The sequence below is a fragment of the Amycolatopsis silviterrae genome (assembly GCF_042684085.1).
In the GTDB taxonomy this organism is placed as follows: Bacteria; Actinomycetota; Actinomycetes; order Mycobacteriales; family Pseudonocardiaceae; genus Amycolatopsis; species Amycolatopsis silviterrae.
In genome coordinates this window covers 92,221-118,495 of the sequence record NZ_JBHUKS010000008.1, presented here as the reverse complement: position 1 = coordinate 118,495, position 26,275 = coordinate 92,221, and the positions used below count along the sequence as shown (strand labels likewise).

Sequence of the window (26,275 nt, the reverse complement as noted above, 5' to 3'; positions counted from 1 at the left end):
CGACCCACCGGAGCAACGGTTCACCCAGCAGGTAGCGGAGCGATCACTCCGGGTAGGAGACCGGCCGGACAAGTCCGCCACGAGAGACCTAACGCGGCGTAAATGACTTCGTTCCGTGCACGCGGACAGCGAGCGAATCGTCGGAGAAAGCGGGTGGAAAAGCGGTTGACAAACACGAAAGCGAACCGGGCCGAGCAGATCACCAGCGACGGCACCGGCAGCGACAGCTTTTCCACCAGGTCGGCCGGCTTCGGCCCGTCAGTCCGGCGAGCCCGTGCCGCCGGAGCCCGGCCAGAGGGTGACCGCGTTGAGCTTGAGGTCATCGGGCAGCAGGGCCGTGCCGTCGGGGCCCACCGTCGTCCAGACGACCTCGGAGTCCGGGTAGAGGGTCACTTCAAAGGCCACGTCAGCGGGGTGCGCGAACTCGATCGAGAGCACGTCATCAACACTGAGAACGACTTCGTCGCCATAGGGCTCGACGTTCCAGCTCCGGGGCTTGTCGTCCTTGTTAGTCACCTGGATCCGGATCATCCGCACTCCCGTCCCGTGGGTCGAAGCCGACGATACCGGCGCGGGAAAGTCGCAGAGTGCGTTCAGCCAGTGAACGCGGCCCCGTCGATGTCCGTCACCACCAGGCGGATACGCGCACCCGACCACTCCGTCCCGTCAAGCACTTCACGTACTCGATCCTCGGCAGCCGACAGCAACGGCGGCAGCGGCAGCCGCAAGGCCACCACCCGGACCTCAACCGACTCCGCGGTCAGATCTACCGACCCACCAGCGGGATCGGTCGGGAGCCAGCTGATCTCCGCGGCGGCGCTCGTCGCGGGACGGAGGCCGTCTACCGTCGACAGGGCGTCGGCGAGTCTTCCGGCGAGCGAACGCGGGTCGGTCACTGCCGCTCCATTTCGATGTCCAAAATGGACACTCGGACGGCGTCCACGGAGCGGCCGGTCTGCGCGAGGACTTCCCGGAATACCGCTCGCTGCACGGCGCGGCCTACAGCGGCGGCTTGGTCGGCTCCCGAGATGATCACGTCCACCTCGACCGTCAGGCGGTCTTCGTGGGTGCGGACCCGGACGCCGTCGGCGGGGGCCGGTTCCAGGCCCTTCCATCGTTGCCGGGCGGCACGGGTCCAGGCGGTCGCCAAGCCGAGCAGGCCGGGTTCCAAGCGCACGACTCCGGCGGTTTCGGCGGCCGCCCGGGCGGCGACGCTCGCGATCACCGGGGCGGCGATCACGTATTCGGCGGTCATTCCCCGTCCTCGTATACGTCTTCCACCAGCAGATCCAGGCTGACCAACGAAATACCCACCCGCGAGGTCGCGGCGGCGGACACCAGTTCTCGTACGCGGGCCAACGTGTCCGCGCCGCTGGTGTTCCCCAGACGCGTCGTGAGGGTGAGTTCTACTTCGACCTGAGCGGTGCCCGAGGGGTCGACGCCGACCTTGCGCACCCGCACCCGGCGGGCGCGGACGTCGCCGGCGGAGTCCGCCGCGTAGCGGAGCACGACGGCGACGGCTTGTTCGCTTACCTCGACGGAGCCCGGTTCGGCCGCGGCGAGGTCCAGCATCTGGCCGCGACGCACCTCGGCGCGGACGGCCGACATGATCCGGCCGACCAGGTCCGGCGGCGTCGGGTCGGGCTCGTCGATCAGCTCCTGGGTCGCCGAGCGCAGGGCCAGCAGGCTTTCCCGCGCGGTGCGGCAGTGGACGCACTCCGCCTGGTGGTCGTCGGTTTCGTCCAGGTGCTCCCAGACCGTCTCCAGTTCCCGGCCGCACGGCAATTCGTAGTCCTGGTTCACCTCCACGGCTTCATCACCTCCGCCAGCTGCGCACGGGCCCGGGCGATGCGCCCCCGGACCGCGGTGGGGTTCGCGCCGACGATCTCGCTGATCTCGTCGTACGACCGGCCGTGCACCTCACGCAGCAGCCAGCACGCCCGCTGCTGCGGGGTGAGCGTCAAAAGCGCCTCGTCGAGCGCCGCGAGCTGACCGCTGACCTGCGCCGCGTGTTCGGGCTGGGTGTCGCGCCGGGGCGATTCGGCCAGGTCGAGGTCGACGTCGGCCTGCGGGCGGCGCGCCCGGATCACGTTGAGGCAGCGGTTAGTGGTTCCGCGGTACAGCCAGCCGACGAACGCGTTGTCGTCGTTCAGCTGCGCGAGCTTCCGCCACGCGCCGAGGAACGCTTCTTGCACTACGTCCTCGGCGTCGCCGCGGTGGTGCAGCATTTTCAGGGCGAGCCGGAACATCTGGCCCTGATAACGCAGCACGAGCTGCTCGTACGCGCGCACGTCGCCGTCTCGTGCACGGCTGACGAGGGTGGCGTCGTCGAGCGGGACACTGGTCGTGGTCACGGCACCCCCTTCCGTCAGGGGGACACCGCGGGGCGGGCATTCGTCACGCACGCATTGTGAGTGACTGTGCTCACTCTCGCTCGGTTGGACCCTCAGCTGAGCCCGAGGTCGTCCTTGCCCAGCAGGTACCGGTACTCGAGCCCGGCCTTCTCGATGGCTTCCCGCGCGCCGGTGTCGCGGTCGACGACCGTGGCCACGCCGACGACGGTGGCCCCGCCCTCGCGCAGCGCCTCGACCGCGGTGAGCACGCTGCCGCCGGTGGTGGAGGTGTCCTCGACGGCCAGCACCCGCTGCCCGCGCACCTCCACGCCCTCAATCCGGCGCTGCATCCCGTGCTCCTTGATCGCCTTGCGGACGACGAACGCGTCGAGCACGACGCCCTCGGCCGCGGCGGAGTGCAGCATCGCCAGCGCCACCGGGTCCGCGCCGAGGGTGAGCCCGCCTACCGCGACGTAGTCCCAGTCAGCGGTGAGCTGCCGCAGCAGCTTGCCGATGAGCGGGGCGGCCGCGTGCTGCAGGGTCGCCCGCCGGAGGTCGACGTAGTAATCGGCTTCTTTGCCCGAGGCCAAGGTGACCTTGCCGTGCACGACGGCCAGTTCGCCGACCAGCCTGGCCAGTTCGAGTTTCGCAGTTTGATCCAACCCGGGGTACGCCACGGCCGAGAGTCTTACACACGCCACCGACAACTTCCGCGCGTCACTCCCCGGTCGCGACGGCGGTCACCGGACGCGTCCGCGTCGCCACCCATGCCGGGAGGACGGCGGCGATCAGCGCGAGCGCGACCGCGGTCGCGACGATCACCAGGTAGATCGACACTGGCCCGTCCGGAAGCACCCGGCCGGTCGCGACGAGGCAGAACGGCACGATCGCGCCGGCCGACACCACGGTGCCCAGCAGGACGCCGATCACCGCGATCAGGCCGCCCTCGCCCGCGGCCATCCGCAGCACCTGGCCGCGGGTGAAGCCGCCGAGCCGCTGCAGGCCGAACTCCCGCCGCCGCCGTGAAGTGGCCATGACCAGGGTGTTCACCACGGAGATCACCGTGTAGCCGACGATCATGCCGACCAGCAGGTAGTTCACCCACGCACCGGTCTCGTCGGCCTTGGCGTTCGCGGCGGCCAGTGTGTTCCGGTCGCCGACGGACACCGGGAGACCGGCGGTCGCGGCGGTCAGGCCGCGGGTCAGACGGGCCTGGTCGACACCGGGGGCGGCTCGGACGAGCACCTGCTTCGGGAGGCCGGCGGTGGTGTGTGCGGCGAGTAGGTCAGCCGGCAGTAGGAGCTGTTCGGCCTCGGCTCGCTGGTTCACGATCGCGACGATGCGAAGGGTCCGGTCGGTCCCGTCGCCGAGACGGAGCGTGACGGAATCGCCGACCGACCGGGACACCTCGGCGGTATCCGGCAGCGCGATCGTGTCGCCGGTGAGGTCGGCGAGGTTGCCGCGGACGACGGTGGCGGCGGTGGTCGTCGGGTCGGTGAGGCCGAGTGCCGGGTAGCCCTTCTTGGTCTGGTTCTCGTCGAACGGCGCGGTGATGAACGCCCGGCTGCTCACGTACGTCGAGACCGCGGCGACGCCGTCCGCGTGCCGGACGCGGTCGATCGCCTCGGGAGAAACTCCGGTCGGGCCAGCGACGACCGCGTCGGCGCGGAGGTCTTCGGAGAAGGCTTGCGCCGAAGCGGCGGAGGTCGTGGTCTGCAGGTAGATGTTGGCGGTCGCGATGCCGACGGCGAGCATGATCGGCGTGACCGCGCCGGCCACCCGGGTGGCCGCGTTGCGCGTGTTGGTGATCGCCAGCCAGCCGGTGACGCCGCTGATCAGGCGCAACGGACCCTGCAACACGATCGCGGTCAGCTTCGTGACGCCCGGGCTGATCATCGCGACGCCGATCGCCCACAGCATCACCGCCGGACCCGACGTGCTCGCCGCGATGGGTCCCGTCATGACCGCGAGCGTGACGATGCCCAGCGCGGTCCCGCCGCCGAAGCACAGGATGGCCACGATCAGCCGCACCGGCGTCAGCCAGCGGCGCGGCACCGAAGCTTCGGCCAGCGCCTCGGTCGGCCGGATGCGACCGACCCGGAATCCGGCGACCAGCGCGGAAATCCCGACCGCGAGCAGGGTCGCGCCCGCCGCGATGATCATCGGGATCCAGCCCTGGTGGAACTGCACGGTGGGCGAAATGAAGCCACCGGAGGTGAACTGTCCGAACAGCCATCGGCCGAACACCGGGCCCAGCGCGGCCGCGACTCCGGTCGCGAGCACGCCGATGACCAGCGCTTCGCCGAGCACCATGCGACGCAGCTGCCGCGGCGTCGTGCCGATCGCGCGCAGCAGAGCCAATTCCCGCTGCCGCTGGCGCACCGACAGCATCAGCGTGCTCGCGATGACGAACACCGCGACCGAAATGGACAGTCCGCCCGCGACCCCGGACAACGGGATCAGCCGGCCGCCGCTCGCTTGCGCCTCCGGAAATTCGGCGAGTCCGCGCTCATCCCCAGTCAGCACGGAAACGCTCGAACCCAGGTCCAAAGCGGCGGGATTGTCAGTGACCACACCGAAATAGTCGACCTTGCCGGGGTGCCCGGAGAGCTGGTCGGCCACGTCGTCGGCGAAGAACGCGTCCGGTTGATCGGTCGTCCGCGCGACTCGGTACTGGCGCATCGTGCCCTGCACCGCAAGGTCAACCGTGGCACCAGCCGACACGCCAGCAGCGGCGGGCAGCACCACCTCGTTGGCACGCGGAGCAGGGCCCGGGAGTCGAGCGGACTCCCAGCCGTGTGCGGTCAGCGGACGTTTTCCCAGCGATACCGGGAAGTTCACCTCACCGACCACTGTGGACACTCCGGGAGTGGCCCGGATCTGGTCCGCGAGCGAGCGGTCCAGCCGGACCCGCTCGGACAGCGAGACCGACTGCGTCTTGGGCTTGTCGGAATGCTTCTGAAGCTCGAAATCCTGTTGTCCGGCAACGACGGCCGACGCCCAGGCCAGCCGGTGCGGCGGCGTGGCGGACCGGATTCCGGTCTCCATCAGACCGGCGCACGCGGACACGATCACCGCGCCGAGGAAAGCGGCCACGAACGCGGCGATGAACCCGCCGGTGCGGAAACGCAAGGTGCGCAAGGCAAGGCTGAACATCAGAACCCGCCCACCGGCATCCGGTCGGCCCAAGCGCCGAGGTGCGTCATGCGTTCCGCGACCGCCGTGGCGGTCGGCCGGAGCAGCTCACCGGCGACGCGGCCGTCCGCGAGGAAGACCACCCGGTCCGCGTAAGACGCGGCGACCGGATCGTGCGTCACCATCACGACGGTCAGCCCGCCGCGCACCGATTCCGAAAGCAGGCCAAGGATTTCCCCGGCTGTGCGGGTATCGAGCGCACCGGTCGGCTCGTCCGCGAACAGCACGGCCGGGCGGCTGACCAGCGCGCGGGCGATCGCCACCCGCTGCTGCTGGCCGCCGGACAACTGGCCCGGCAGGTGCTTGCGGCGGTCGCTCAGGCCGACGTGCGCGAGCATCTCGGCGACCCGGCGGCGGTCCGGCCGGCGACCGGCCAGCCGCAGCGGCAGCACCACGTTCTGCTCGACGGTCAGCGCGGGCAGCAGGTTGAACGCCTGGAAGACGAACCCGACCTTGTCCCGGCGCAGTTTCGTCAGCTGGGTCTCGGAGAGTTTGCCCAGGTCCTGGTCGTCGAGCAGCACCGAACCGCTGGTCGGCCGGTCGAGTCCGGCCGCGCAGTGCAGGAACGTGCTCTTGCCCGAGCCCGACGGGCCCATCACCGCGGTGAACCCGCCGCGCGGAAAGGACAGGCTCACCCCGTCCAGTGCCGTGACCCGGCCGTACTCCTTGCGGACGGATTCGAGCCGCACCGCTTCCCCAGTCGCCATGGGGAAAACGCTATGGGCTGTCGGGGGAAAACACCCTGGGGCACACCTGCCGGGACGGGGTAGGGCTGTCCCTACCCCTCAGGTGCGGCGGCGGTTGCCGAACCCGCCGGCAAGCTTGCGCAGCACCGGGCGCGGCAGCAGTCCGCCGAGACCGACCAGGGCTTTGTACTGCAAGCTCGGCACCGAGATCACCTTGCCGCGGCGCAGGTCGGCGAGCGCTTCGTCGACCACCTGGGCCACGTCGAGCCAGAACGCCTTCGGACCCTCTCGCCGCAGGCCAGCGCGCTCGTGGAACTCGGTGTAGGTGAAGCCGGGGCACAGCGCCATCATCCGCACGCCCGCCGGGAGCGACATCGCGATGCCCTCGGTGAACGACGTGACCCAGTTCTTGCTGGCGGTATACGTCGAGCCTCGTCCAGAGAAGAAGCCAGCGACGCTGCTGACATTAATGACGGCACCGTGCTTGCGTTCGACCATGCCCGGCAGCGCCGCCCTGGTCAGCTGCAGGACGGCGGTCACGTTGACGTCGAGCTGGCGCTGCAGCTCGTCGGCCGGAATCTCCCAGAACTCGCCGCTCAGCCCGAAGCCGGCGTTGTTGACCAGCAGGTCGACCGGCTGGGTTTCGAGCAGCTCGGCGACCCGGCTCCGGCCGTCCACTTCGGACAGATCGGCGGGCAGCACGGTCACCTCGACGCCGTACTGCGCACGCAACTGCCCGGCCTGCGCGGTCAGCCGTTCCTCGTTCCTGGCCACCAGGATGAGGGCGTGCTTCTCGGCGGCGAGCCGGCGCGCGAATTCCGCGCCGATGCCCGCGGTGGCTCCGGTGATCATGGCGGTGGTGGTCATGTGGGTGAAGCTACCCGTTTTTCAGCTGCGTTTGCGCTGGTGGCGCAGTATGGTCCGGCGCATGGGCAAGCACACCAAGCGGACGCCCGGATATCTGCCCCGGATGGCCGCCGGTGCGGCGCCCCTCGCTCTACTGCTCGCCGGCCCGGCTTCGGCGCTGGCGGACACCCCGCGCGGGGGATTGCCGCTCGACCTGCACCAGCACGGTTCCTCCTCCGACCTCCAGCTCGACCGCGACGAGACGATCGCGACGCGCGACCTGCCGGCGTCCGCCGCGTCGAAGCTGCACCAGACCCTCACCTCGGACACCGCAGGCCAGTCCCAGACGCACGACCTGCGCCTCGGCGAGCCGGGCCGCGCGTTCACCGGTAACGACCTCGACGTGCACCACACGCGGCCGTTCGACGACGCGCACGTCGGCGGTCTGGACCAGTCGATGCGGCACGGCGTCCAGCTGCCCCAAGGCGTCGACGCGCTGTCCAGCAGCAAGACCGGTGCCGAAACTGGTCTGGCCGGCCGGTTCTCCGGCGACCTGATGAGCGGCACCCGCGTCGAACGCACCTCGGCCGACGCGGTCGACCTCGGCCCGGTGGGCTCGGTGGTCGCGAACTCGGACGAAAGCGTGCTCGGCCAGTTCACCGGCACGCTCGACGTGACGCGGCTGGAGTCCACCGAGCGGCACAGCGTGTCCGGCGACCTCGGCCCGGTACACGCGCTGGCGGCCACCAGCCAGTCGACCGCCGAGCGCACCGACCGCTTCCACGGCGAACTGTCGGCGGCGGACATCGCGGCCGCTCGGGCGAGCACTGCTTCTACTGTGGGTGTTCCGGTTACGCGGAGCCAGCACGTGCGTACCGAGGTGCTGGGCAATCCGGTCATCGACAACGGATGGACAGTTTCCGGGCCGCCGTTCACCTTCTCGCCCGGCTAAGTTCACGGCCTCGGCGAGTCCGGTTCCGGAAACCGAGTCCGGACCGTTCCCGGATCGTGAAACCGCCCGCGAGACGAGCCGTCGCGGGCCAGTCAGCTTCACCCGTTCGCCGTAAGGAGGGCCGGGTTTCCTTTACCCACCGTGGTTATTCGCGGCGGGAATCCCGGCTCGACCAGGTGGGGCCGCCCCCGGGAGAGTCCCCAGCGGGAGGCCCGTTTCCGCTTGGATAACCTGCGGGGCGTGGTCGACCTCGAATCCGTAGCCGCCGAAAAGGCGCCGATAGCTACCGGCACAAGCAAAGCCGGGCGTCGGGCGCGGTTGCTCGCTGCGGTTTTCGGAATCGCCGGAGCGATCCTCGCGATCGCTGTCCCGTTCCTGCCCGTCACGCTTGAGCAAACCACCCTCGACTGGCCGACCGCCCAGGGCACCAGAGCGGTGACCGCCCCGCTGACCGCGCAGGCACCGATCTCGCTCGACGCGAAGGTCCCGTGCGCGACCGCGCGGGCGCTGGACGCTCGTACCGACGGCAGTGCCGTGCTGTTCAGCACGAACCCGCCCAACTCCGGCATCGGCGTCGTCACCGGCATGGCCCTGCAGGTCGGCGACGGCAAGCTCACGCTTTCCTCACAGGGACAGCAGCTCGGCGCGGCGTCGATCGGCGAGGGCGACTGCACGATCACCGTGCACACCGACCCGAAGCACACCACCGCGTCCGTCGGCGGGACCCGGCTGGCCGACTCCACCGACGACCGCCGCCCGCAGCTCACCGGCTTCTACTCAGACCTCACCAATCAGGACTCCACGCAGGGTCTTTCCGTTTCCGCGCAGGTCGACAACCGCTGGGCCAGCACCGCGACCGGCATCAAGCTCGCCGCGATCGTGCTGTCGGTGCTCTGCTTCATCGGCGCGGTGCTCGCGCTGTACCGCCTGGACCGGCTCTCCGGCCGCCGCGCGCCCCGGTTCGCCGCGCGGGGCTGGTGGAAGCTGAAATTCCTGGACGTCGCCGTGCTCGGCACGCTCGTCGTCTGGTGGCTGATCGGCGCGATGACCGCCGACGACGGCTACTTCACGACCATGGCGCGCATCCGCGGCGACGCCGGATACGTCGGCGAGTACTACCGATGGTTCGCCGCGCCGGACGCGCCGATGGCGTGGTTCGTCGATGTCTACGCGGCGATGGCCAAGGTCAGTTCGCTCACCCCGTGGATGCGGCTGCCGTCGCTGCTGATGGGCGTCGCCTGCTGGATGCTGATCAGCCGCGGCGTGCTGCCCCGGCTCGGCAAGCAGGTGCGGACCAGCAGCGCGGCCGGCTGGGCGGCGGGCGCGGTCTTCCTCGCGTTCTGGCTGCCTTACGACAACGGCCTGCGCCCGGAAAACATCGTCGCGCTGCTGTCGCTGATCACGATCTGCACGGTCGAACGCGCGGTGGCGACCCGGCGGCTCGGCCCGGCGGCGATCGGGCTGACCGTCGCGGCGCTGTGTGTCGCGGTCAATCCGCACGGGCTGATGGCCGTGCTGCCGTTCGTGGTCGGGCTGAAACCGCTGGCGAAGATCGTGCTGCGGCACGCCCGTCAGTTCGGCTGGGTGCCGGTGCTCGCGCCGATCGCCGCCGCCGGGCTGGTGATCCTCGCGCTGATCTTCTGCGACCAGACCCTGCGCGGCGCGCTCGAATCGGTGCGGCTGCGGTCGTCGCTCGGGCCGACCGGTTCCTGGTACGACGAGCTGGACCGGTACTCGATGCTGTTCAGCAACGGCCCGGACGGCTCCATGACGCGCCGGTTCCCGGTGCTGCTGATCTTCCTCTGCCTGGCGACGTGTGCGGTCGTGCTGCTGCGGCGCGGCAACATCCGCGGCGCGGCGCTCGGCCCGAGCCGCCGGCTGCTCGGCATCAGCGCACTGTCCTTTGTGGTCCTCGCGGTGGCTCCGACCAAGCACACGCACCACTTCGGCATGCTCGTCGCGGTCGGCGGACCGCTCGCCGCGCTCACCGCGTTGTCGACCAGTACGACTGTGCTGCTGTCGCGCCGTAACCGAGCGGCGTTCTTCGCCGGGCTGATGGTGATCGTCGCGCTGGCCTCCACCGGGCCGAACGCTTGGTGGTACGTCTCGGCGTGGGGTGTGCCGTGGTTCGACCTGCCGCCGCAGGTGTTCGGCATCAAGCTGAGCACGATGGCGCTGGTCGCGGCGGCGGTCGCGCTGGCGATCGCGGCGATCGAGCACATGAAGCACAACGAGCACGAACCGTTCGTGCCGCCCGCCCCGGTGGCGAAGTCCGACCTGGAAAACCGCGGCCGGGCGCTGCGGCTCGGGCTCGCGCCGCTGTCGACGGTGTGCGCGATCCTCGTGCTGTTCGAGATCGGCAGCATCGCCAAGGGCATCCAGAAGCGCTGGGACACCTACAACATGGGGGCGGACAACATCCGCCAGCTGGCCGGGCAGAGCTGCGGGCTGTCCGACTACATCAAGGTCGAGCGCGAACCGAAGGCCGGGCTTCTCGAAGCCGCGCCGCAGCAGCCGCAGACCGCCGCGCCCGGCTGGCAGCCCCCCACCGACGCGCGGACCAGCCCGAACGACTGGCTCACCAGCACCCAGCAGGGCTTCGTGACCAACGGCGGAGTGCCGAAGGAAGACAAGTGGAATCCGCCGTACGGCTTCGGCAAGGACGGCGCGCCGATCTGGGGCAGCTACCACCAGTCCGGCGACGGCGCGGGCGACCTGCGCACCCAGTGGTACTCGATCCCGGAACGGGCGCGCGACGGCTCGGTGCCGATCGTGGTTTCCCTCGTGGGCAAGGCCGAGGACCCGAACTCGCTGACCGCCGAATTCGGCAAGAACACCCCCGGCGGGTTCGAGGTGCTCAGCCGCGACAAGCTCGAAGCCAAGAAGAAGAACACCGAGTGGCGGGACGCGCGGGTCAGTGTGCCCGCGGGCGCGGACCAGGTGCGGATCGTGGCGAAGGGCCGCGGTCTCGGCAGTGACGGCTGGTTCGCGTTCAGCGCGCCGCGGGCGCCGAAGATCGCGAAGATGACCGACGTGGTCGGGAAGGACCCGGTGTTCCTGGAATGGGCCGCCGCGGCGCAGCACCCGTGCTTGCGGCCGTCGTCGATCCACAACGGGATCGCCGAGGTGCCGAAGTACCGGATCAGCGCTGGCGACGACCTCCGGACGGTCGGCCACTACTGGTCCTCGCCCGCGGGCGGCGGGCCGTTCGTGTGGATGGATCCGGCGACCAAGATGGAGACGTTGCCGACGTACCTGGAAGGCGACGTCGACCGGGACTGGGGATCGCTATACGAGGTGACGCCTGAGGTTACGAACGCATTGCCTGCTTCGGCGGCGCTGCACCAGCAGTCGGTTACGCACTCCGGCCTGTGGTCTCCAGGCCCCTTGGCCAAGCCCGCCAACCCGACTGGCGAGTCATAAGTCCGTGAGGGGAACCCTGGCGGAATCTGATTCCCCCAGGGTTCCCTTCACGGACGGTCAGCAGCGGTATCGGGTGAACTGCTCGTTCATGATCAAGAACGCGCCGAGCCCGTGGAAGTCGTTGGTCAGCCGCTTCCGCGCGAAGTAGAACTTCAGGTCGCCGACGTTCGTGCCCTCGCAAATATCGGCGATGTTCGTCAGCCCATCGGCGCCGACGGACACCTTCTGCAGCACCCCGGCGTACCCGCGCTGCGCGACCGGGGCGTAGGAAGCAGGCAGGTAGCCGCGCTCGATCGCCCGGGAGACGGTGAACGCGTACATCGACGACGCGGACGTCTCCAGCCAGTTTCCGGCGTCCCCGCCGTGGTCGACCACCTGATACCACCGGCCGGTCCGCGGATCCTGATACCGGCGGTAGCCGTCCGCGAGGAACCTGACGATCTCGATCAGCTCCGGCCGTCGGGGATGGTCGGCGGGCAGTACCTCCAGGATGTCGATCGCCGCCATCCCGAACCAGCCGATCGCGCGGGCCCAGTGGAAGCTGGAGTGTTTGCCCGGCCCGGTCGCCCACGGCTGGGTGCCGCTTTCGTCGTAGGCGTGGTAGATCAGGCCCTTCGCGGGCTCCTTCAGGTGTCCGAAGTAGACGGACAAGTTCTTGGCCGACTCCTCGTAGCAGTACTTCGGATCGTGGAAAACCTTGCCGTACAACGCGAGGAACGGCTGCGCCATGTACACCCCGTCGCCCCACAGCTGGCCCTTGCGGCTGACCGCGTGCCACATCCCGCCGTCGCTGGTGCGCGGGTAGGTCTCGAAGCGCTTGCGGAGCTGGTCGGCGGCTTTGCGGTACTTGGCGTTGCCGGTTTCGTTGTACAGCAACGGAAGCATCTGGCCGGCGCGCATCGAGTCAAGGCTGGTGAAGCCGTTGGAGATGCCGTCGTCGGTGATGAACCGGTCGTACCAGGCGACGACGTAGTCGAGGTATTTGCGTTCCTTGGTGCGGCGGTAGAAGAGGTACTGACCGTAGAGGTAGAGGCCGAGCGGGTAGCTCCAGCCGCCGATAGACGCCGGGGTGTAGCGCTTCATGGTGGAGTCGATGACGGCGCGGGACCAGTCGCGCGCCCGCAGTGCCGCCGCGGTCCCGGGCAGCGCGAGCGCCCCGAGCGTCGCCGCGGTCCCAGCCAGTACCGATCTTCTCGACACGGACATGCCGGTGTCCTTCCTGCTGTCGGCGGCGGCGGGAAAGGGTGTCGAACGACCTCTACCCGGCCGCGGACCGGTCCGGCAAGGATCCTGTCCGGGGATGTCCGCTGGTTTCGCTGGATAGGCGCAGCCGGGCCCTCGGTCAGCGGGAACCGGTCCGGAATGGACACCTGAACCCGGCGATTAGCCGATTTGTCGACCTGACCTGCCCGGTTCCGGCCAAACGGGGCGCGCCGACACGGTGCGGCCGTCCCGGGAGCGGGGCTCGGCAGCGATACCCTGACCGGCGTGGGTATCTCGGCGTGGATCTGGTTCGTCATCGCCGCCGTCGCGCTGGTGGCGGGGCTTGGCCTGCTCTTCGCGGACCGGGCCAGGGAAGGCTCGCGCAACCGTGAACGGCAGCGCTGGGCCCAGTTGCGCGGGTGGCAGTTCGTGGAAGAGGACGAACGGCTGCCCCGGCAGTGGTCGGGGGGCGCGATCGGCTACTTCGGCGCCGACGCGGCGGTGAACGTCGTCGCGGGCTCCACCTTCACCTCCGACGGCCGCCGTCCGGTGTTCATCTTCGACATCGAGTCCCAGGGCCAGGTGCCCGCGGTGGTCGTGGCTGTGCGCTGCAACAAGACGCACCGGGTGCCGGTCGAGATGTGGCTGTCGAGCGTGCCGTTCCAGCGCGAGAACATGCCGGAGATGCTCGGGCCGATCGGCCAGCGCTACGCCTTCGCGGACGACTCCGAGGGGGCGCGCCAGGTCATCACCCAGGACCTGGTGGACGCGGCTGACCAGCTCGGCGGCGACGTCGGGGTGGCCTGGCTGGAGAACGAGTGGGTCCTGGCGAGTGTGGTGCCGGGGGCCGGGCCGTCGCGGCTGGAGCGGTTGCTGCGGGATCTGGGCGAGATCGCGGACATCGTGGACCCGTTCGACGAGGACTACGACTCGAACCGGTCCTGGACGCCTGCCGCGGGGACCCAGGCGCCTTCGCCGGCGGATACTCAGGCGACGCGGCCGGTCGATACTCGCGCGGTGGACACGACGGCTCCTTCTCCGGCGGACACCCGGATGACGGAGCGGCAGCCTTCGCCGCCCGCGCCGCGGACACCGCCTGGCCGGGGTGAGGTTCCGCCGCCTCGGCCGGTGGAATCGGATCGGCCTGAGGACGCCTCCTCTTGATGTGAAAACCGCCCGGCCGCGTTTCCAGCGGCCGGGCGGTTTCGTTTTGGCGGGACGGGCGAGCGTCAGACCCGCGACACCTTCAGCGTGTCTCCGGTCTCCAGCTCCGGCAGGTCCACCCGCACGGTGTCCCCATCCCGGACCTCACCCGACAGCAGCTGCTTAGCCAGCTGGTCCCCAATCGCCGACTGCACCAGCCGACGCAGTGGACGCGCACCGTAGATCGGGTCGAACCCGTTCAGCGCCAGCCACTCCCGCGCACCGTCGGTCACCTCGAGGTGCAGACGGCGCTGGGCGAGGCGCTTCGCGAGCCGCGCGACCTGGATGTCCACAATGGACGTCAGCTGCTCCGTACCGAGCGCGTGGAACACCACGATGTCGTCCAGCCGGTTCAGGAACTCCGGCTTGAACTGGCGTTGCACGACCTCCATCACCGCGTCCCGGCGCTGGCGTTCGTCGAGGGCTGGGTCGGCGATGGCCTGCGAGCCGAGGTTCGACGTCAGGATCAGGATGGTGTTGCGGAAGTCCACCGTCCGTCCCTGGCCGTCGGTCAGCCTGCCGTCGTCGAGGACCTGCAGGAGCACGTCGAACACGTCCGGGTGCGCCTTTTCTACCTCGTCCAGCAGCACCACCGTGTACGGGCGGCGCCGGACGGCCTCCGTGAGCTGGCCGCCCTGGTCGTAGCCGACGTAGCCCGGAGGGGCACCGACGAGGCGGGCCACCGAGTGCTTCTCGGAGTACTCGCTCATGTCGATGCGCTGCATCGCGCGCTCGTCGTCGAACAAGAACTCCGCCAGCGCCTTCGCCAGCTCGGTCTTGCCGACGCCGGTCGGGCCGAGGAACAGGAACGAACCCGTCGGCCGGTCCGGGTCAGCGACTCCAGCCCGTGCCCGGCGGACGGCGTCCGCGACGACCTGGACCGCTTGGTCCTGGCCGATGACGCGGCGGTTCAGCTCCTCCTCCATCCGGAGCAGCTTGCCCGTCTCGCCTTCCAGCAGCCGTCCGGCGGGGATGCCGGTCCACGCGCTGACCACGTCGGCGACGTCGTCCGCGCCCACCTCTTCCTTCAGCATGACGTTCTGCTTGCTGGCCTCGTTCGCGGCCATCGCGGCCTCGAACTCCTTCTCCAGCACCGGAATCCGGCCATAGCGCAGCTCGGCGGCCTTGCCGAGGTCACCATCGCGCTCGGCGCGTTCCGATTCGCCGCGCAGCTGCTCCAGCTGTTCCTTCAGGTCACGGACGGTCTCGATCGATCCCTTCTCGTTCTGCCAACGAGCGGTCAGAGCGGTGAGTTCCTCGCGCTTCTCGGCCAGTTCGGCACGCAGTGCGGTGAGCCGTTCGAGAGAGGCAGCATCGTCCTCCTTGGACAGTGCCATCTCCTCGATCTCCATGCGCCGCACGGCTCGCTCGACCTCGTCGATCTCCACCGGACGCGAGTCGATCTCCATGCGGATCTTCGACGCGGCCTCGTCGACCAGGTCGATCGCCTTGTCCGGCAAGAACCTCGCGGTGATGTAGCGGTCCGACAGCGTCGCGGCGGCGACCAGTGCGGCGTCCGTGATCCGGACCCCGTGGTGCACCTCGTACCGCTCCTTCAGCCCGCGCAGGATCGCGATGGTGTCCTCCGGCGACGGCTCGCCGACCAGCACCTGCTGGAAACGACGTTCCAGCGCCGGGTCCTTTTCGATGTGCTGGCGGTACTCGTCGAGCGTGGTCGCGCCGACCATCCGCAGCTCACCGCGGGCCAGCATCGGCTTGATCATGTTGCCCGCGTCCATCGCGCCCTCGCCGGTCGCGCCCGCGCCGACGATGGTGTGCAGCTCGTCGATGAACGTGATGACCTCGCCCGCGGAGTCAGTGATCTCCTTGAGGACCGCCTTCAACCGCTCTTCGAACTCGCCGCGGAACTTCGCGCCGGCGACCATCGACCCGAGGTCGAGTGCGACGACTCGCTTGCCGCGCAACGATTCCGGCACGTCGCCCGCGACGATCCGCTGGGCGAGCCCCTCGACGATCGCCGTCTTGCCGACGCCCGGTTCGCCGATCAGCACCGGATTGTTCTTGGTGCGCCGGGAAAGCACCTGCACGACGCGGCGGATCTCGGTGTCCCGGCCGATGACCGGGTCAAGCTCGCCCGCGCGCGCCCGCTCGGTCAGGTCGACGCCGTACTTCTCCAGCGCCTTGAACGTGCTTTCGGGATCCGCGCTGGTGATCCGGGCCGACCCGCGCACCTTCGCGAACGCCTCGCGCAGCGCGTCCGGCGTGGCGCCGTGCCGCTTGAGCAGGTCCGCGACCTGAGCGCCTTCGGTGGCGAGGCCGACGAGCAGGTGCTCGGTCGACACGTACTCGTCGCCGAGTTCGGTGGCGAGCTTCTGCGCCTGCGTGAGCGACTTGACCGCGGGCGTGTCGAACTGCGGGGTCGACACGGTCGCACCGGTCGCCGACGGCAGCCCGTTGATGATCGGCTCGAGTTCCTTGTGCACCGTCTCCGGGTCCGCCCCGACCGCGGTCAGCAGCGGTGCGGTGGTCCCGTCACCCTGCGCCAGCAGGGCGCCCAGCAGATGGGCGGCCGACACGTGCGGGTTGCCGGCCACGGTGGCCGCCTGCGCCGCGGACGAGATCGCCTGCTGGGTCTTCGTGGTCGGGTTGAAAGCGTCCATCCCTCACCTCATGCGTTCGTGGAAATACCTGGTGACAGGCCCGACCAAGGCCCGTCGACAGGTATAACGTCAGCAAAGTTGAGTCTGTTCCGCTCAACTCTGAATTGGTGCCACCGCGGCCGCGGGCAGCCTCGGTCCCAGCCTGCCGAGCCCGAGCGCGGCGAGGCAAGCGCAACCCCCGACCAAAACCCAGGGTAACCACGCCGCCACGGAAAACAACGACACGATCGCTGGAGCGAGCACCTGAGCCACAGTGAACGCGTATTGGAACGCGGCGAGGTAACGGCCCTTCGCTTCGGCAGGCGCGGCGGCCTCGGCGAGCGCGCCGGAGCGTGGGCCGAAGACCAGGTCACCGGCGGCGAACACGAGCGTGGCGGCCAGCAGGTACGGCACTTGCCAGCTCTTCGGCACCAGCAGCACGCCGACGCTCGCCAGGCACCACGCGGCGAACAGCGCGGACCCGGCCCGCATCGCGCTGATCCGGCTGAGCCCGCGCGTGAGCCGCAGCGCGACCGTGCCGCCGGCGCTGGTCAGCACGGTCAGCAGGAACAGGATCGCGCCGGGCAGCCAGGTCGGCGCGTGCAGCCGGTCGAGCACGAACACCGGGGTGCCGATGAGGAAGAAGTCGAGCGACAGCCCGAACAGGCCGCTCAGCAGGATCAACATCAGGTACGGGCGGTTGCGCAGCACGCCGCTGCGGACGCGGGCCACGGGGGCGAACCGGCGGCCGGGAGGGATGAACGCCGCGACGATGCCCGCCGCGGCCAGGAAAGTGAGGACGTCCACGACGAGCGCGATCCCGTAGCCGCGATCGCCGAACCAGGTGAGCAGCACGGACGACATCAGCCCGCCGAGCCCGAAGCCGCCCGCGCGCACCATCCCGACTTCGGCGAACGGCCGGTCCTTCGGCACGTCTCCGGCGACCTCGGAGATGAGCGCGAACAGGCAGCTGTAGAACAATTGTTGCCCGGCACCAAGCATGATGGCGGCCACGACAACGCCGCCGATGCCGTGCGCGAACAGATACGCGCTGATTCCGGCAGCCTGCAACAGTTGCGCCGCAAGAACTCCGGTTCGCGGGCCAGCGCGGTCCACCAGCCGTCCGGCCAGCGGCGGCATGAGAAGCCCTGCCGTGGTGCCCAAAGTGACCGCCGTGCCTGCTTCGACGAGCGGGACACCGATCACTCTCGTCACGTAAAGCAGCGCGAGCGGAAGGAAAAGTCCGGAACCGAAGTTGTCGATCCCCATTGCCAGCAACATCGCGACCCTGCTTCGCGTCACCTATTCGACGCTACCTCTGGGGAAGGGGGACGAGGCAGGGCCGGGAGGGCGCATCGCTTGGCGGCAAATGCCACTCCCAGTAGAAAGCTCGTGAGTGTCTATCGCGGTTCTAACCGCGACAAACACTCACGAGCCCCTTTAGTCGACGCTGAGTGTTCCTTGGTGCCTAACGAACTCTCGCTCGGCAGCCTCGCTCAACTCGACATCGTGCTGTGCCGCCGCACCGTCCCCAACCATCATCGGTTCCGCATGTGGCGTATATCCGTAAGCCGACACAGTGAGCGTGTAGGCGCCCGGTTCGATTCCCGTGAATCGGTACGTGCCATCGCCGCTTGCAATGTACGTTGCAGTGACAATGCCCAGACGATCGGTCAGCGTCAGCACCGCTCCAGCCACTGCGGCATGCCGACCGGCCACGCGTACACGGCCCGAGATCGCACCCTGACTGTCCAACAGCAAGTCGTGCCAACGCGCATTGCCGTTAAGTCGCACTGTCGACACCGCGGGCCGCGTCGAACCCGCTGTCGCGAGAAGCACATGCTCGCCCACGGTGTCCGCCGACAGTTCGTACGCACCGGTACGTCCCGTACGGCCGACGTCGACCTGACGCCCCGCCATGTCGGTGAGCGTGAGCACGACACCGGACACTGGCTGACCGCTCGCGTCGAGAACCCGGCCGCGCAGCACGGTGGTCACCTCGACCGGAGCTTCGGCAACAGCGACTGCCTCGACCGAGACGGCAGCCGCAGTCGGTGCCGGAGTGTCCGCGTCGAGCGTCCGGCGCAGCGGCACCTCCTTGATGAACAGCACCGCGAGGAAGGTGACCACGGCGATGCAGCCCGCGACAAAGAACACCGTGCCGGTCGCGTCGCCGAAGGCCCCGCGCACTACCGGCTGCAGCGCCGGCGGGAGCGACCCGATGGCGAACGTGCCGCCACCACCGGAAACCGCACCGCCACTGTGAATGCCCATCTGCGACAGGGAGTTCGCGATGTTCGTGGCCACCCGGGCGGACAGCACCGCACCGAGCGCGGACACGCCCGCCGCGCCGCCGAGTGACCGGAAGAACGTGACGACCGAGGACGACGAACCGATGTCCTTCATCGCGACCGTGTTTTGGACTACCAAAACCAGGTTCTGCATCAGGAAGCCCAGCCCGAGGCCGACCAGCGCGAGGTAGACGCCCATCAGCGTCAGGTTCGTCGCGTGGTCCACCGTCGACAGCAGGAACAGCCCGGCCAGCAGGGAAACCCCGCCGGCGACCATGAACGGCTTGGTGCGCCCGGTCCGGGAGATGACCTGTCCGGCTCCGGTGGACGCGACCGCGAGGCCCAGCACCATCGGCAGCGTCATCAGACCGGCGTGCGTCGGCGAGAACCCGCGGGCGATTTGGTAGTACTGGCCGAGGAAGACCGAACCGCCGAACATCGCGGTGCCGACCGCCAGCGAGGCGAGCACCGACAGCGTGAAGGTGCGGTTGCGGAAGAGCCGCAGCGGAACCACCGGCTCCGCGACCCGGGATTCGACGAGAACCGCCAGCGCCAGCGCGACAATCGCCCCGCCGACGTACGCCGCGCTCGACCACGAAACCCAGCCGAAGCTGCCGCCCGCGAGCGAAACCCAGATCAGCAGCAGCGCGACGCCGCCGACCAGCAGGGTCGCGCCCAGCCAGTCGATCCGCACCTTGCGCTTGAGCACCGGCAGCTTCAGCGTCCGGCCGAGCACGATGAACGCGACCACGGCCAGCGGCACGCACACCCAGAAACACCAGCGCCAGCCGAGCGGCGAGTCCACGATCAGCCCGCCGATCAACGGGCCGGACACGGTCGCGACGGCGAACACCGCGCCGGTGTAACCGGTGTAGCGGCCCCGGTCGCGCGGCGCGATCATCGCCGCGATCACGACCTGGATCAGCGCCTGCAGCCCGCCGAGCCCGATGCCCTGCAACGCGCGGTAGGTGATCAGCTCGGGCATCGACTGCGCGATCCCGCCCAGCGCCGAACCGACGGTGAAGACGACGATCGCGATCTGGTACAGCAGTTTCTTGCTGAACAGGTCGGAGAGCTTGCCCCAGATCGGGGTGGTGGCGGTCGAGGTCAGCAGGGTCGCGGTGACGACCCAGGTGTACTCGCTTTGCGAACCGTGCAGGTCGGCGAGGATCGTCGGCAGCGCGTTGGACACGATGGTCGACGACAGCAACGCCACGAGCAGGGCCAGCAGCAGCCCGGTGAAGGCCTTGAGGATCTCCCGGTGCTCCATCGGCTGCCCGGATGCGGTGGTTTCCACTATTCGCTACTTCACTTTCCCGCGTGCGGGGCCTGGCCGGCGCAGTACCCGGACGGGCCGAGCGTCGCGCGCAGACCTTCGTTCAGTTCGGCGAGCTGGGAGGTGAGGCCCTCGATCCGGGTCTCGTCCCATCCGCCCAATGCCGTCTCGAAGAACTCGAGATACTTCTTGCGCCACAGTTCGAGCTGGGCGAGACCGGCCTCGGACACGCTGATCAGCGATGCGCGCCCGTCCTCGGGGGCGGGGCGGCGCTGGATCAGCCCGGCGGCCTGCAACTGGGCGATCTGCCTGCTGATCACCGACAGGTCGACGAGCCTGCGCTTGGCGACCTCGGACGGGCGTGCCTCGCCGTGCTTGGCGAGGTCGGACAGCAGCATCGCCGAGGCCGGGTGCAGCCCCGGCTCGCTCTGCCACGCCTGCATGATCCACAGGTGCTGGAGCTGGGCGGACGCCTTCAGCTCCCGCAGCAGTTCGAGCCGCACATCGTCGCCGACGCTCATGGTTCCTCCTGGGCCCGTGCCCACTTGCTTGTATTCTACAAGTTTAGAAGCTGAAGGTTGCGTAGGGCAACTATCTAATCGGTGAGCTGCCCCACGTCCCGACCGGCCGGTAACCCGACCGGAGCAACGATGCGGGCAATCCGCCTCAGTGCGGCTACTCTGCGGACCAGACGTCCCGCGATGCCGACGCGGCGAGCACGTCCAAGGACAACGAGGAGCAGGAGTGGCGAATTCCCCCGCGCGGACGCGCGAGCCGAATCCGACAACCGCGGCCGCCCTGCTCTCGTGACCATCCCCTCCCAGCCCCCCGGCCTCCGGTCCCGACCCATGAACGACGACAGCCCGATGACAGCCGATTCGATCAGCCCGCTCCCGCGCACGTCCGCCGCGCCCCGGCAGGCGCCCGCGGCCGTCGTCGCGATGGTGCGGCTCATCCGCGACACCTGGGCCAAATCGGAGCCGTACGCGCCGGAGATTTCGCAGTTCTTCTACGGGATGCTCTTCACCCTCGCGCCGGCCACGCGCGATTTCTTCCCGATCAACATGGAAGTGCAGGGCGGGCGGATCATCCGCGCGCTGGCCCGCGTCGTGCAGATGGTGGACCGGCCGGACGACCTGCTGCCGTTCCTGCGCCAGCTCGGCCGCGACCACCGCAAGTTCGGCGTGGCCCCCAAGCATTACGAGGCCGTCGGCACCGCGCTGCTGGCCGCGTTGAAGAACCACCTCGGCCCGGAGTGGACGCCAGAGGTCGAGCGCGCGTGGGCGGAGGCGTTCACCATCGTCGCGCGCGCGATGCAGGAGGCCGCGGCGGCGGACGAGAACCCGGCGTCGTGGTCGGCCACCGTGGTCGAGCACCGGCGGCTCACCTGGGATCTCGCGCTGGTGCGGGTGATCCCGGACCAGCCAGTGCCGTACTCGCCGGGCCAGTACATGAGCGTCGAGGTGCCGCAGCGGCCGCGGCTGTGGCGGTATCTGTCGCCGGCGAACGCGCCGCGCGAGGACGGCGGCATCGAGTTCCACGTGCGCGCGGTCGACGGCGGCTGGGTGTCGCGGGCGATCGTGAGCCACACGCAGGCGGGCGACGTCTGGCGGCTCGGCCCGCCGCTGGGCCGGATGACCGTCAACCGCGAACAGTCGCGCGGCGTGCTCATGGTCGCGGGCGGCACCGGGGTCGCGCCGCTGCGGGCGATCCTCGACCACCTCGCGCTGTGGGGCGAAAACCCGAAGACCCGGCTGTTCTACGGCGGGCCGACCCGCGAAGACCTCTACGACCTCGAAGAACTGCGCGCGCTCGCGGCGACCAACCCGTGGCTCACCATCACCCCGGTCGTCGAACGCGGCGACCACCTGCCCGGCTGCGAACACGGCACCCTCGCCGAGGCGGTCACGCGGTACGGCGCGTGGCCGGACCACGACATCCTGGTGTCCGGTTCGCCCGCGATGATCCGCGCGACGGTGTCCCGGATGCTGGTCGCCGGAAGCGCGCTGGACCAGATCCAACACGACCCGTTCACGGCGGACTGAACCCATGGACATCCGGATTCCGGTGGCGGACGGGGAAATCGGCGGCTATCTGGCGGTGCCGTCCGGCGACGGGCCGTTCCCGGCCGTGGTGCTGATCCACGACGTGCTCGGGCTGAACCAGGACGCGCGCGAGATCACCGGCCGGTACGCGGCCGCGGGCTATCTCGCGCTGAGCCCCGATCTGTACTCGCGCGGCGGCATGATCCGTTGCGTGAAGCGGACTTTCCAGGACCTGTTCGCCCGCGAGGGCCGGGCGTTCGCGGACATCGAGGCGGCACGGGTGCTCGTCGCCGGCCGGGAAGACGCCACCGGCAAGGTCGGCGTCGTCGGTTTCTGCATGGGCGGCGGGTTCGCGTTGGTGGCCGCCTCCCGGGACTTCGACGCGTCCGCGCCGTACTACGGAGCGCTGCCGAAGGATCTGTCCGCTTTGGACGGTGCCTGCCCGATCGTCGGCAGCTTCGGCGGCAAGGACTTCTCCCTGCGCGGTGCGGCGGCCAAGCTCGACGCAGCGCTCACCGAACGCGGAATCCCGCACGACGTCAAGGAATATCCGGACGCCGGGCACGGCTTCGCGAACCACTACCGGCCCGCACCGCTGGCCGCGCTCGCGAAGGTCACCGGGATGGGCTATCACGCGCCTTCGGACTCGGACGCCTGGCACCGCGTCATGGCGTTCTTCGAGGAGCATCTTCAGCCCAGCGTGCTCAAGTAACCGAGCGCGCCGACCGCGACCGCGCCAAGACACGCGAGGCCGACGGTGCGGCGATCCGTCTGCTGGGCTTGCGCCAGTAGCCGGATCCCGGACGGCACGAAAGCCACGCACAGCCCGACGGCGGCGACGATCGACCACGCCGTCGTTCCTTTCAGGACCCCGAGCGGCATGACGGTCGCGGCGGCGAGGGCTACGGAGCGCACCCGGCCGAGCACTCCGGCGCGATAGGCCGCGAAACCGAGCAGCGGCCAGCCGAACATGATCGTGAACGACAAGAAGCTGAACAGGTGCAGGTCGCCGTACGCCTCCGCCACGAAGGCGGTCGCGTAGTCGGCTCCGCGATGGTGAGCGAGATCCATTGCGGCTTGGTCGAATCCAGCGTGGAAGACCCGCTCCGCCAGGCCGATCAGCACGAGCGCGCCGGACCACGCCGCCCAGCGCGGCTGCTTCACGGCGATCTGTCGGACCACTGTGGACACTGCGAAGAGAAGCACCACCTGACCGGCGAGGAAGCAGACACCCGCAGCGGTCATCTGGATTGGATGCTGCACGGAAGCGGCTAGCTGGTGCGGGAAGAAGAACGGGTACGGCAGGCGCAGCAGCACGCCGGCGAGCACGAGCACCGGACCGAGGACGAGCGCCGCTCCGCCGAGGCGAGGGCCGGGAAAGGTCGACATGCCGCTCACCGTGCCCGGCCGGATACGCCGCGCACATCGGTCCGGGGCGGACAGTTCCACGCCACGGAACTAAACCACGGGATGACCCACCACAGCACGATGTGCGCGCCCGCCACACTGGCTAACGTGGTGCTATGTCCCCTTTGCGAGTGAGCGACGTCGCGCTGGCGGCAGGTCTCCTCGTCGCGGACGTCGGGCTCGCCGGGAACCTGCTGCTCGACGAAGAGCCCTGGCGGCTGCCCGTGTCCGCGGTGATCGCGACGCTCATCGCCGCCGCGGTCCTGATGCGCCGCCGGGCTCCGGTGCCGCTCTTGCTCGGCACGGTGGTTGTTTCCGCGGCCGCAGCGGCTTTCGGACTGCTTTGGGATCCCTTCGTCGGCGCGGCCGCGGTGTTGTACCTCGTGCGCCCGCCACGCGCTTTGCCTGCGGCGGCCGGGCTTGCGGTCGTGTCGGCGGCGACCGCGGTGGTCGGGCAGTGGTGGTACGCGTTCGGCGTCCCGCTGGCGTTGCTTACCTGGGGGCTTGCCGAAGCGGTCCGGTCCCAGCGGGCGCAAGCGGCGCGTCAGGAACGGCAGCGCGAGCACCGGATCCTGGTCGACGAACGCGTCCGGATCGCGCGCGAACTGCACGACGTCGTCACGCACGGGATGGGCTTGATCGCGGTGAAAGCGGGCGTCGCCAACCATGTCGCGGACAGCCGGCCGGAGGAAGCGCGCGACGCGTTGCGGGTGATCGAAGCGACCAGCCGCGCGGCGCTCGGCGAGATGCGCCGGCTGCTGCACGTGTTGCGCGACGACGCCGACGAGACCCCGGCGGACCCGCTCACCGCGTTGCCGGAGCTGGCCGAACGCGCGCGACAGACCGGTGTCGACGTTGAGCTGACCGTCCTCGGCACCGCGCGGGTGCCCGAACCGGTCGCGCTGGCCGCGTACCGGATCGTGCAGGAGGCGGTGACGAACGTGGTGAAACACGCCGCGCCAGCCAGCTGCCGGGCGGTCGTGGCGGTCGGCGCGAACGAGATCCGGATCCAGGTCACCGACGACGGCACGGCACCGATCGGCGAACTCCGGCTCGGCCACGGGCTGACCGGCATGCGCGAACGCGTCGCCCTCTACGGCGGCGAGCTGATCGCCGGCCCCGGCCCGGACGGCGGGTTCCGCGTCGCCGCCACCCTCCGGTGCGCCGATGGCTGACCAGATCCGCGTGGTCGTCGCGGACGATCAAGCCTTGCTGCGCGGGAGTTTCCGGCTGCTGCTCGACAGCGAACCGGACTTCACCGTGATCGGCGAAGCCGCGACCGGGGCCGAAGCGGTCGAGCTGGCCGTGGCGGAGAAGCCGGACGTGGTGCTGATGGACGTGCGGATGCCGGTAATGGACGGAATCGAGGCGACCCGGCTGATCGGCGAGCGCGCCCCGGACGTGCGAGTGCTGGTGCTGACCATGTTCGACCTCGATGAGCACGTGTTCGCCGCACTGCGTGCCGGAGCGACCGGGTTCCTGCTCAAGGACACCCACCCGGCCGACCTGTGCGCGGCGGTGCGCGTGGTCGCGGCGGGGGATGCGCTGCTCGGCCCGTCCATTACCCGGCGGCTGGTCGCGCAGTTCGCCCGGATCCCGGACACCCCGCCGCGCGCGGACGTCGCCGCCCTTGCCCCACGGGAACGCGAGGTGCTCACGTTAGTCGCAAGTGGACTGTCCAATGTGGAAATCACCGAGCGGATGCAGCTTTCGATGGCGACGGTGAAGACCTACGTCGGACGACTGCTCGCGAAACTCGACGCCCGGGACCGCGCGCAGCTGGTGATCGTCGCGTACGAATCCGGCCTGGTGCGGGCGCGGAACTAGCGCCACACCGCCTCGGCGCGTTCGCTGGCTTCCGGGGTGAAGTAGTCGCCCGTCTCCAGGTCCTCCAGCAGCGTCGGGTGGTTCGGCTGCCAAGCCAGCAGCTGTCGGGTGTGCGCACTGGACGCAGGCACGTCGAGCGAGAAGAACCTTGCCAGGAACGGGTTCCCGAGGTGTACGGCGGCTTCTTCGAACGTCAAAGATGCCGTGGGGATATCCAGCAGCTGCGCGATCTTCTCCGCGACACTCTTGATCTCGACGGTTTCGCCGACCCCGTGCAGCACGCTCCCCGCAGGCGCTTTCTCCAGTGCCAAGCGGAAAAGCACCGCCGCATCATCGCGATGGACGGCTGGCCAACGGTTCGTGCCGTCGCCGATGAACGCCGAGACCCCGGCCCGGCGTGCGCCCGCGATGAGCGCCGGGATGAAGCCGTGGTCGCGCGGTCCGTGCACGGTCGGCGCCAGCCGCACGACGCTGGCCCGGACGCCCCGGTCAGCGAAGCCAAGACAGGTCTGCTCGCCCGGAATCCGGAAGTAGGCCACCGAATCGGGATCGGCCGGGTCGAGTTCGGTGCTGATCTGGTCGGCCTTCATGACCAAGGTGCCCGACGTGCTGACGAACGGTTTGCCGGTGCCGACCAGCGCCTGGCCCAGCGCGTCGATCGCCTCGCAGTCGCGGCGGATGAGGTCGTCCGGATCGGCGTAGCTGCCGCCCTGCGCCATGTGCAGCACGCCGTCGGCGGCTTCGGCACCGCGGCGCAGGCTGTCGAGGTCGTCGAGCGAACCCTGGTGCGGCGTCGCGCCGAGCGATGCCAGCCGGGCGGCGGAAGTGTCCGAACGAGCCAAGCCGGTGACCGAATGCCCGGCCCTGACCAGCTCAGCGACGACGGCGGGGCCGGTCTGGCCGGATCCGCCGGTGACGAAGACGTGCATGAAAGCTCCTTAGTGTCAGTCACTGACTCTACCCTGTAGCGACAGTGACTGTCACTAGC

At 69.6% G+C, this 26,275-nt stretch carries 22 protein-coding genes and 1 pseudogene; 7 read left to right on the top strand and 16 right to left on the bottom strand.

Going from position 1 to position 26,275, the window contains the following annotated elements:
- Positions 1-258: 258 nt before the first annotated feature.
- From ACFSVL_RS12485 to ACFSVL_RS12445, 9 genes are all read right to left on the bottom strand, one after another.
- Complete coding sequence (locus ACFSVL_RS12485; protein ID WP_378303603.1) at positions 259-531, bottom strand: hypothetical protein; 273 nt, start codon at positions 529-531, stop codon at positions 259-261.
- Positions 532-593: 62 nt separating this feature from the next.
- Entirely contained in the window at positions 594-896 is a 303-nt protein-coding gene (locus ACFSVL_RS12480; RefSeq protein WP_378303601.1) for a hypothetical protein, read from the bottom strand.
- Positions 893-1,255 carry an Asp23/Gls24 family envelope stress response protein gene (locus ACFSVL_RS12475; protein WP_378303600.1) on the bottom strand — a complete coding sequence of 121 codons (363 nt, stop codon included), beginning with the start codon at positions 1,253-1,255 and terminating at the stop codon, positions 893-895. Before ACFSVL_RS12475 ends, ACFSVL_RS12480 begins: the two co-directional genes overlap by 4 nt.
- Entirely contained in the window at positions 1,252-1,809 is a 558-nt protein-coding gene (locus ACFSVL_RS12470; protein ID WP_378303598.1) for an Asp23/Gls24 family envelope stress response protein, read from the bottom strand. Before ACFSVL_RS12470 ends, ACFSVL_RS12475 begins: the two co-directional genes overlap by 4 nt.
- Positions 1,800-2,354, bottom strand: a complete 555-nt coding sequence (locus ACFSVL_RS12465) for an RNA polymerase sigma factor (protein ID WP_378303596.1) — start codon at positions 2,352-2,354, stop codon at positions 1,800-1,802. Before ACFSVL_RS12465 ends, ACFSVL_RS12470 begins: the two co-directional genes overlap by 10 nt.
- 92 nt (positions 2,355-2,446) lie before the next feature.
- Complete coding sequence (pyrE, locus tag ACFSVL_RS12460; protein ID WP_378303594.1) at positions 2,447-3,010, bottom strand: orotate phosphoribosyltransferase; 564 nt, start codon at positions 3,008-3,010, stop codon at positions 2,447-2,449.
- A gap of 40 nt (positions 3,011-3,050) precedes the next feature.
- Complete coding sequence (locus ACFSVL_RS12455; RefSeq protein ID WP_378303592.1) at positions 3,051-5,489, bottom strand: ABC transporter permease; 2,439 nt, start codon at positions 5,487-5,489, stop codon at positions 3,051-3,053.
- Positions 5,489-6,235 carry an ABC transporter ATP-binding protein gene (locus tag ACFSVL_RS12450; RefSeq protein ID WP_378303591.1) on the bottom strand — a complete coding sequence of 249 codons (747 nt, stop codon included), beginning with the start codon at positions 6,233-6,235 and terminating at the stop codon, positions 5,489-5,491. The genes ACFSVL_RS12455 and ACFSVL_RS12450 overlap by 1 nt, the downstream gene beginning before the upstream one ends.
- Positions 6,236-6,313: 78 nt before the next feature.
- Positions 6,314-7,081 carry an SDR family NAD(P)-dependent oxidoreductase gene (locus tag ACFSVL_RS12445; protein WP_378303589.1) on the bottom strand — a complete coding sequence of 256 codons (768 nt, stop codon included), beginning with the start codon at positions 7,079-7,081 and terminating at the stop codon, positions 6,314-6,316.
- A gap of 61 nt (positions 7,082-7,142) precedes the next feature.
- Here ACFSVL_RS12445 and ACFSVL_RS12440 point away from each other — a divergent pair, with 61 nt between their 5' ends.
- Both ACFSVL_RS12440 and ACFSVL_RS12435 read left to right on the top strand, forming a co-directional pair.
- A complete protein-coding gene (locus ACFSVL_RS12440) occupies positions 7,143-8,012 on the top strand; it encodes a hypothetical protein (RefSeq protein WP_378303587.1) in 870 nt (289 codons plus the stop codon).
- 240 nt (positions 8,013-8,252) lie between these two features.
- A complete protein-coding gene (locus ACFSVL_RS12435) occupies positions 8,253-11,435 on the top strand; it encodes an arabinosyltransferase domain-containing protein (protein ID WP_378303586.1) in 3,183 nt (1,060 codons plus the stop codon).
- 57 nt (positions 11,436-11,492) lie between these two features.
- On the opposite strand, the gene ACFSVL_RS12430 is transcribed toward ACFSVL_RS12435, so the two are convergent.
- Positions 11,493-12,641 carry a glycoside hydrolase family 88/105 protein gene (locus tag ACFSVL_RS12430; protein WP_378303584.1) on the bottom strand — a complete coding sequence of 383 codons (1,149 nt, stop codon included), beginning with the start codon at positions 12,639-12,641 and terminating at the stop codon, positions 11,493-11,495.
- Between the two features lie 282 nt (positions 12,642-12,923).
- Here ACFSVL_RS12430 and ACFSVL_RS12425 point away from each other — a divergent pair.
- Positions 12,924-13,604, top strand: a pseudogene (locus ACFSVL_RS12425) (hypothetical protein); the annotation flags it as partial.
- A 263-nt stretch (positions 13,605-13,867) separates the two neighbouring features.
- Here ACFSVL_RS12425 and clpB read toward each other — a convergent pair.
- The 4 genes from clpB to ACFSVL_RS12405 form a co-directional block, all read right to left on the bottom strand.
- The gene (gene clpB, locus ACFSVL_RS12420; RefSeq protein ID WP_378303582.1) at positions 13,868-16,462 is read right to left on the bottom strand and encodes an ATP-dependent chaperone ClpB; all 2,595 of its coding nucleotides are present in this window, start codon (positions 16,460-16,462) and stop codon (positions 13,868-13,870) included.
- 93 nt (positions 16,463-16,555) lie between these two features.
- On the bottom strand, positions 16,556-17,743 hold the full coding sequence (locus ACFSVL_RS12415; protein WP_378303580.1) for an MFS transporter: 1,188 nt from the start codon (positions 17,741-17,743) through the stop codon (positions 16,556-16,558).
- A gap of 138 nt (positions 17,744-17,881) precedes the next feature.
- Positions 17,882-20,002, bottom strand: coding sequence for an MFS transporter (locus tag ACFSVL_RS12410; protein ID WP_378304254.1), 2,121 nt, complete (start codon positions 20,000-20,002; stop codon positions 17,882-17,884).
- Positions 20,003-20,040: 38 nt separating this feature from the next.
- Positions 20,041-20,529, bottom strand: coding sequence for a MarR family winged helix-turn-helix transcriptional regulator (locus ACFSVL_RS12405; protein WP_378303579.1), 489 nt, complete (start codon positions 20,527-20,529; stop codon positions 20,041-20,043).
- Between the two features lie 345 nt (positions 20,530-20,874).
- Here ACFSVL_RS12405 and ACFSVL_RS12400 point away from each other — a divergent pair, with 345 nt between their 5' ends.
- Together ACFSVL_RS12400 and ACFSVL_RS12395 are read left to right on the top strand one after the other, a co-directional pair.
- Positions 20,875-22,053, top strand: a complete 1,179-nt coding sequence (locus ACFSVL_RS12400; protein ID WP_378304252.1) for a globin domain-containing protein — start codon at positions 20,875-20,877, stop codon at positions 22,051-22,053.
- Between the two features lie 4 nt (positions 22,054-22,057).
- A complete protein-coding gene (locus ACFSVL_RS12395; RefSeq protein ID WP_378303577.1) occupies positions 22,058-22,765 on the top strand; it encodes a dienelactone hydrolase family protein in 708 nt (235 codons plus the stop codon).
- Here the strand turns inward: ACFSVL_RS12395 and ACFSVL_RS12390 are convergent.
- The gene (locus tag ACFSVL_RS12390; protein ID WP_378303575.1) at positions 22,744-23,442 is read right to left on the bottom strand and encodes a hypothetical protein; all 699 of its coding nucleotides are present in this window, start codon (positions 23,440-23,442) and stop codon (positions 22,744-22,746) included. The genes ACFSVL_RS12395 and ACFSVL_RS12390 overlap by 22 nt on opposite strands.
- A gap of 134 nt (positions 23,443-23,576) precedes the next feature.
- Here ACFSVL_RS12390 and ACFSVL_RS12385 point away from each other — a divergent pair, with 134 nt between their 5' ends.
- Positions 23,577-24,635 (top strand): sensor histidine kinase, encoded by a 1,059-nt coding sequence (locus ACFSVL_RS12385; RefSeq protein ID WP_378303573.1) that lies wholly within the window; start codon positions 23,577-23,579, stop codon positions 24,633-24,635.
- Positions 24,628-25,287 carry a response regulator gene (locus tag ACFSVL_RS12380; RefSeq protein WP_378303571.1) on the top strand — a complete coding sequence of 220 codons (660 nt, stop codon included), beginning with the start codon at positions 24,628-24,630 and terminating at the stop codon, positions 25,285-25,287. The genes ACFSVL_RS12385 and ACFSVL_RS12380 overlap by 8 nt, the downstream gene beginning before the upstream one ends.
- Here the strand turns inward: ACFSVL_RS12380 and ACFSVL_RS12375 are convergent.
- Positions 25,284-26,216 carry an SDR family oxidoreductase gene (locus ACFSVL_RS12375; RefSeq protein WP_378303569.1) on the bottom strand — a complete coding sequence of 311 codons (933 nt, stop codon included), beginning with the start codon at positions 26,214-26,216 and terminating at the stop codon, positions 25,284-25,286. The two genes, ACFSVL_RS12380 and ACFSVL_RS12375, sit on opposite strands and share 4 nt — an antisense overlap.
- Between the last annotated feature and the right edge of the window lie 59 nt (positions 26,217-26,275).

Bases quoted from the DNA above. Each gene is read 5' to 3' on its own strand.
- ACFSVL_RS12485 (WP_378303603.1), bottom strand. From the start codon at position 531: ATGATCCGGATCCAGGTGACTAACAAGGACGACAAGCCCCGGAGCTGG.
- ACFSVL_RS12475 (WP_378303600.1), bottom strand. From the start codon at position 1,255: ATGACCGCCGAATACGTGATCGCCGCCCCGGTGATCGCGAGCGTCGCC.
- ACFSVL_RS12455 (WP_378303592.1), bottom strand. From the start codon at position 5,489: ATGTTCAGCCTTGCCTTGCGCACCTTGCGTTTCCGCACCGGCGGGTTC.
- ACFSVL_RS12450 (WP_378303591.1), bottom strand. From the start codon at position 6,235: ATGGCGACTGGGGAAGCGGTGCGGCTCGAATCCGTCCGCAAGGAGTAC.
- ACFSVL_RS12445 (WP_378303589.1), bottom strand. From the start codon at position 7,081: ATGACCACCACCGCCATGATCACCGGAGCCACCGCGGGCATCGGCGCG.
- ACFSVL_RS12440 (WP_378303587.1), top strand. From the start codon at position 7,143: ATGGGCAAGCACACCAAGCGGACGCCCGGATATCTGCCCCGGATGGCC.
- ACFSVL_RS12430 (WP_378303584.1), bottom strand. From the start codon at position 12,641: ATGTCCGTGTCGAGAAGATCGGTACTGGCTGGGACCGCGGCGACGCTC.
- clpB (WP_378303582.1), bottom strand. From the start codon at position 16,462: ATGGACGCTTTCAACCCGACCACGAAGACCCAGCAGGCGATCTCGTCC.
- ACFSVL_RS12410 (WP_378304254.1), bottom strand. From the start codon at position 20,002: ATGGAGCACCGGGAGATCCTCAAGGCCTTCACCGGGCTGCTGCTGGCC.
- ACFSVL_RS12405 (WP_378303579.1), bottom strand. From the start codon at position 20,529: ATGAGCGTCGGCGACGATGTGCGGCTCGAACTGCTGCGGGAGCTGAAG.
- ACFSVL_RS12400 (WP_378304252.1), top strand. From the start codon at position 20,875: ATGACAGCCGATTCGATCAGCCCGCTCCCGCGCACGTCCGCCGCGCCC.
- ACFSVL_RS12395 (WP_378303577.1), top strand. From the start codon at position 22,058: ATGGACATCCGGATTCCGGTGGCGGACGGGGAAATCGGCGGCTATCTG.
- ACFSVL_RS12390 (WP_378303575.1), bottom strand. From the start codon at position 23,442: ATGTCGACCTTTCCCGGCCCTCGCCTCGGCGGAGCGGCGCTCGTCCTC.
- ACFSVL_RS12385 (WP_378303573.1), top strand. From the start codon at position 23,577: ATGTCCCCTTTGCGAGTGAGCGACGTCGCGCTGGCGGCAGGTCTCCTC.
- ACFSVL_RS12380 (WP_378303571.1), top strand. From the start codon at position 24,628: ATGGCTGACCAGATCCGCGTGGTCGTCGCGGACGATCAAGCCTTGCTG.
- ACFSVL_RS12375 (WP_378303569.1), bottom strand. From the start codon at position 26,216: ATGCACGTCTTCGTCACCGGCGGATCCGGCCAGACCGGCCCCGCCGTC.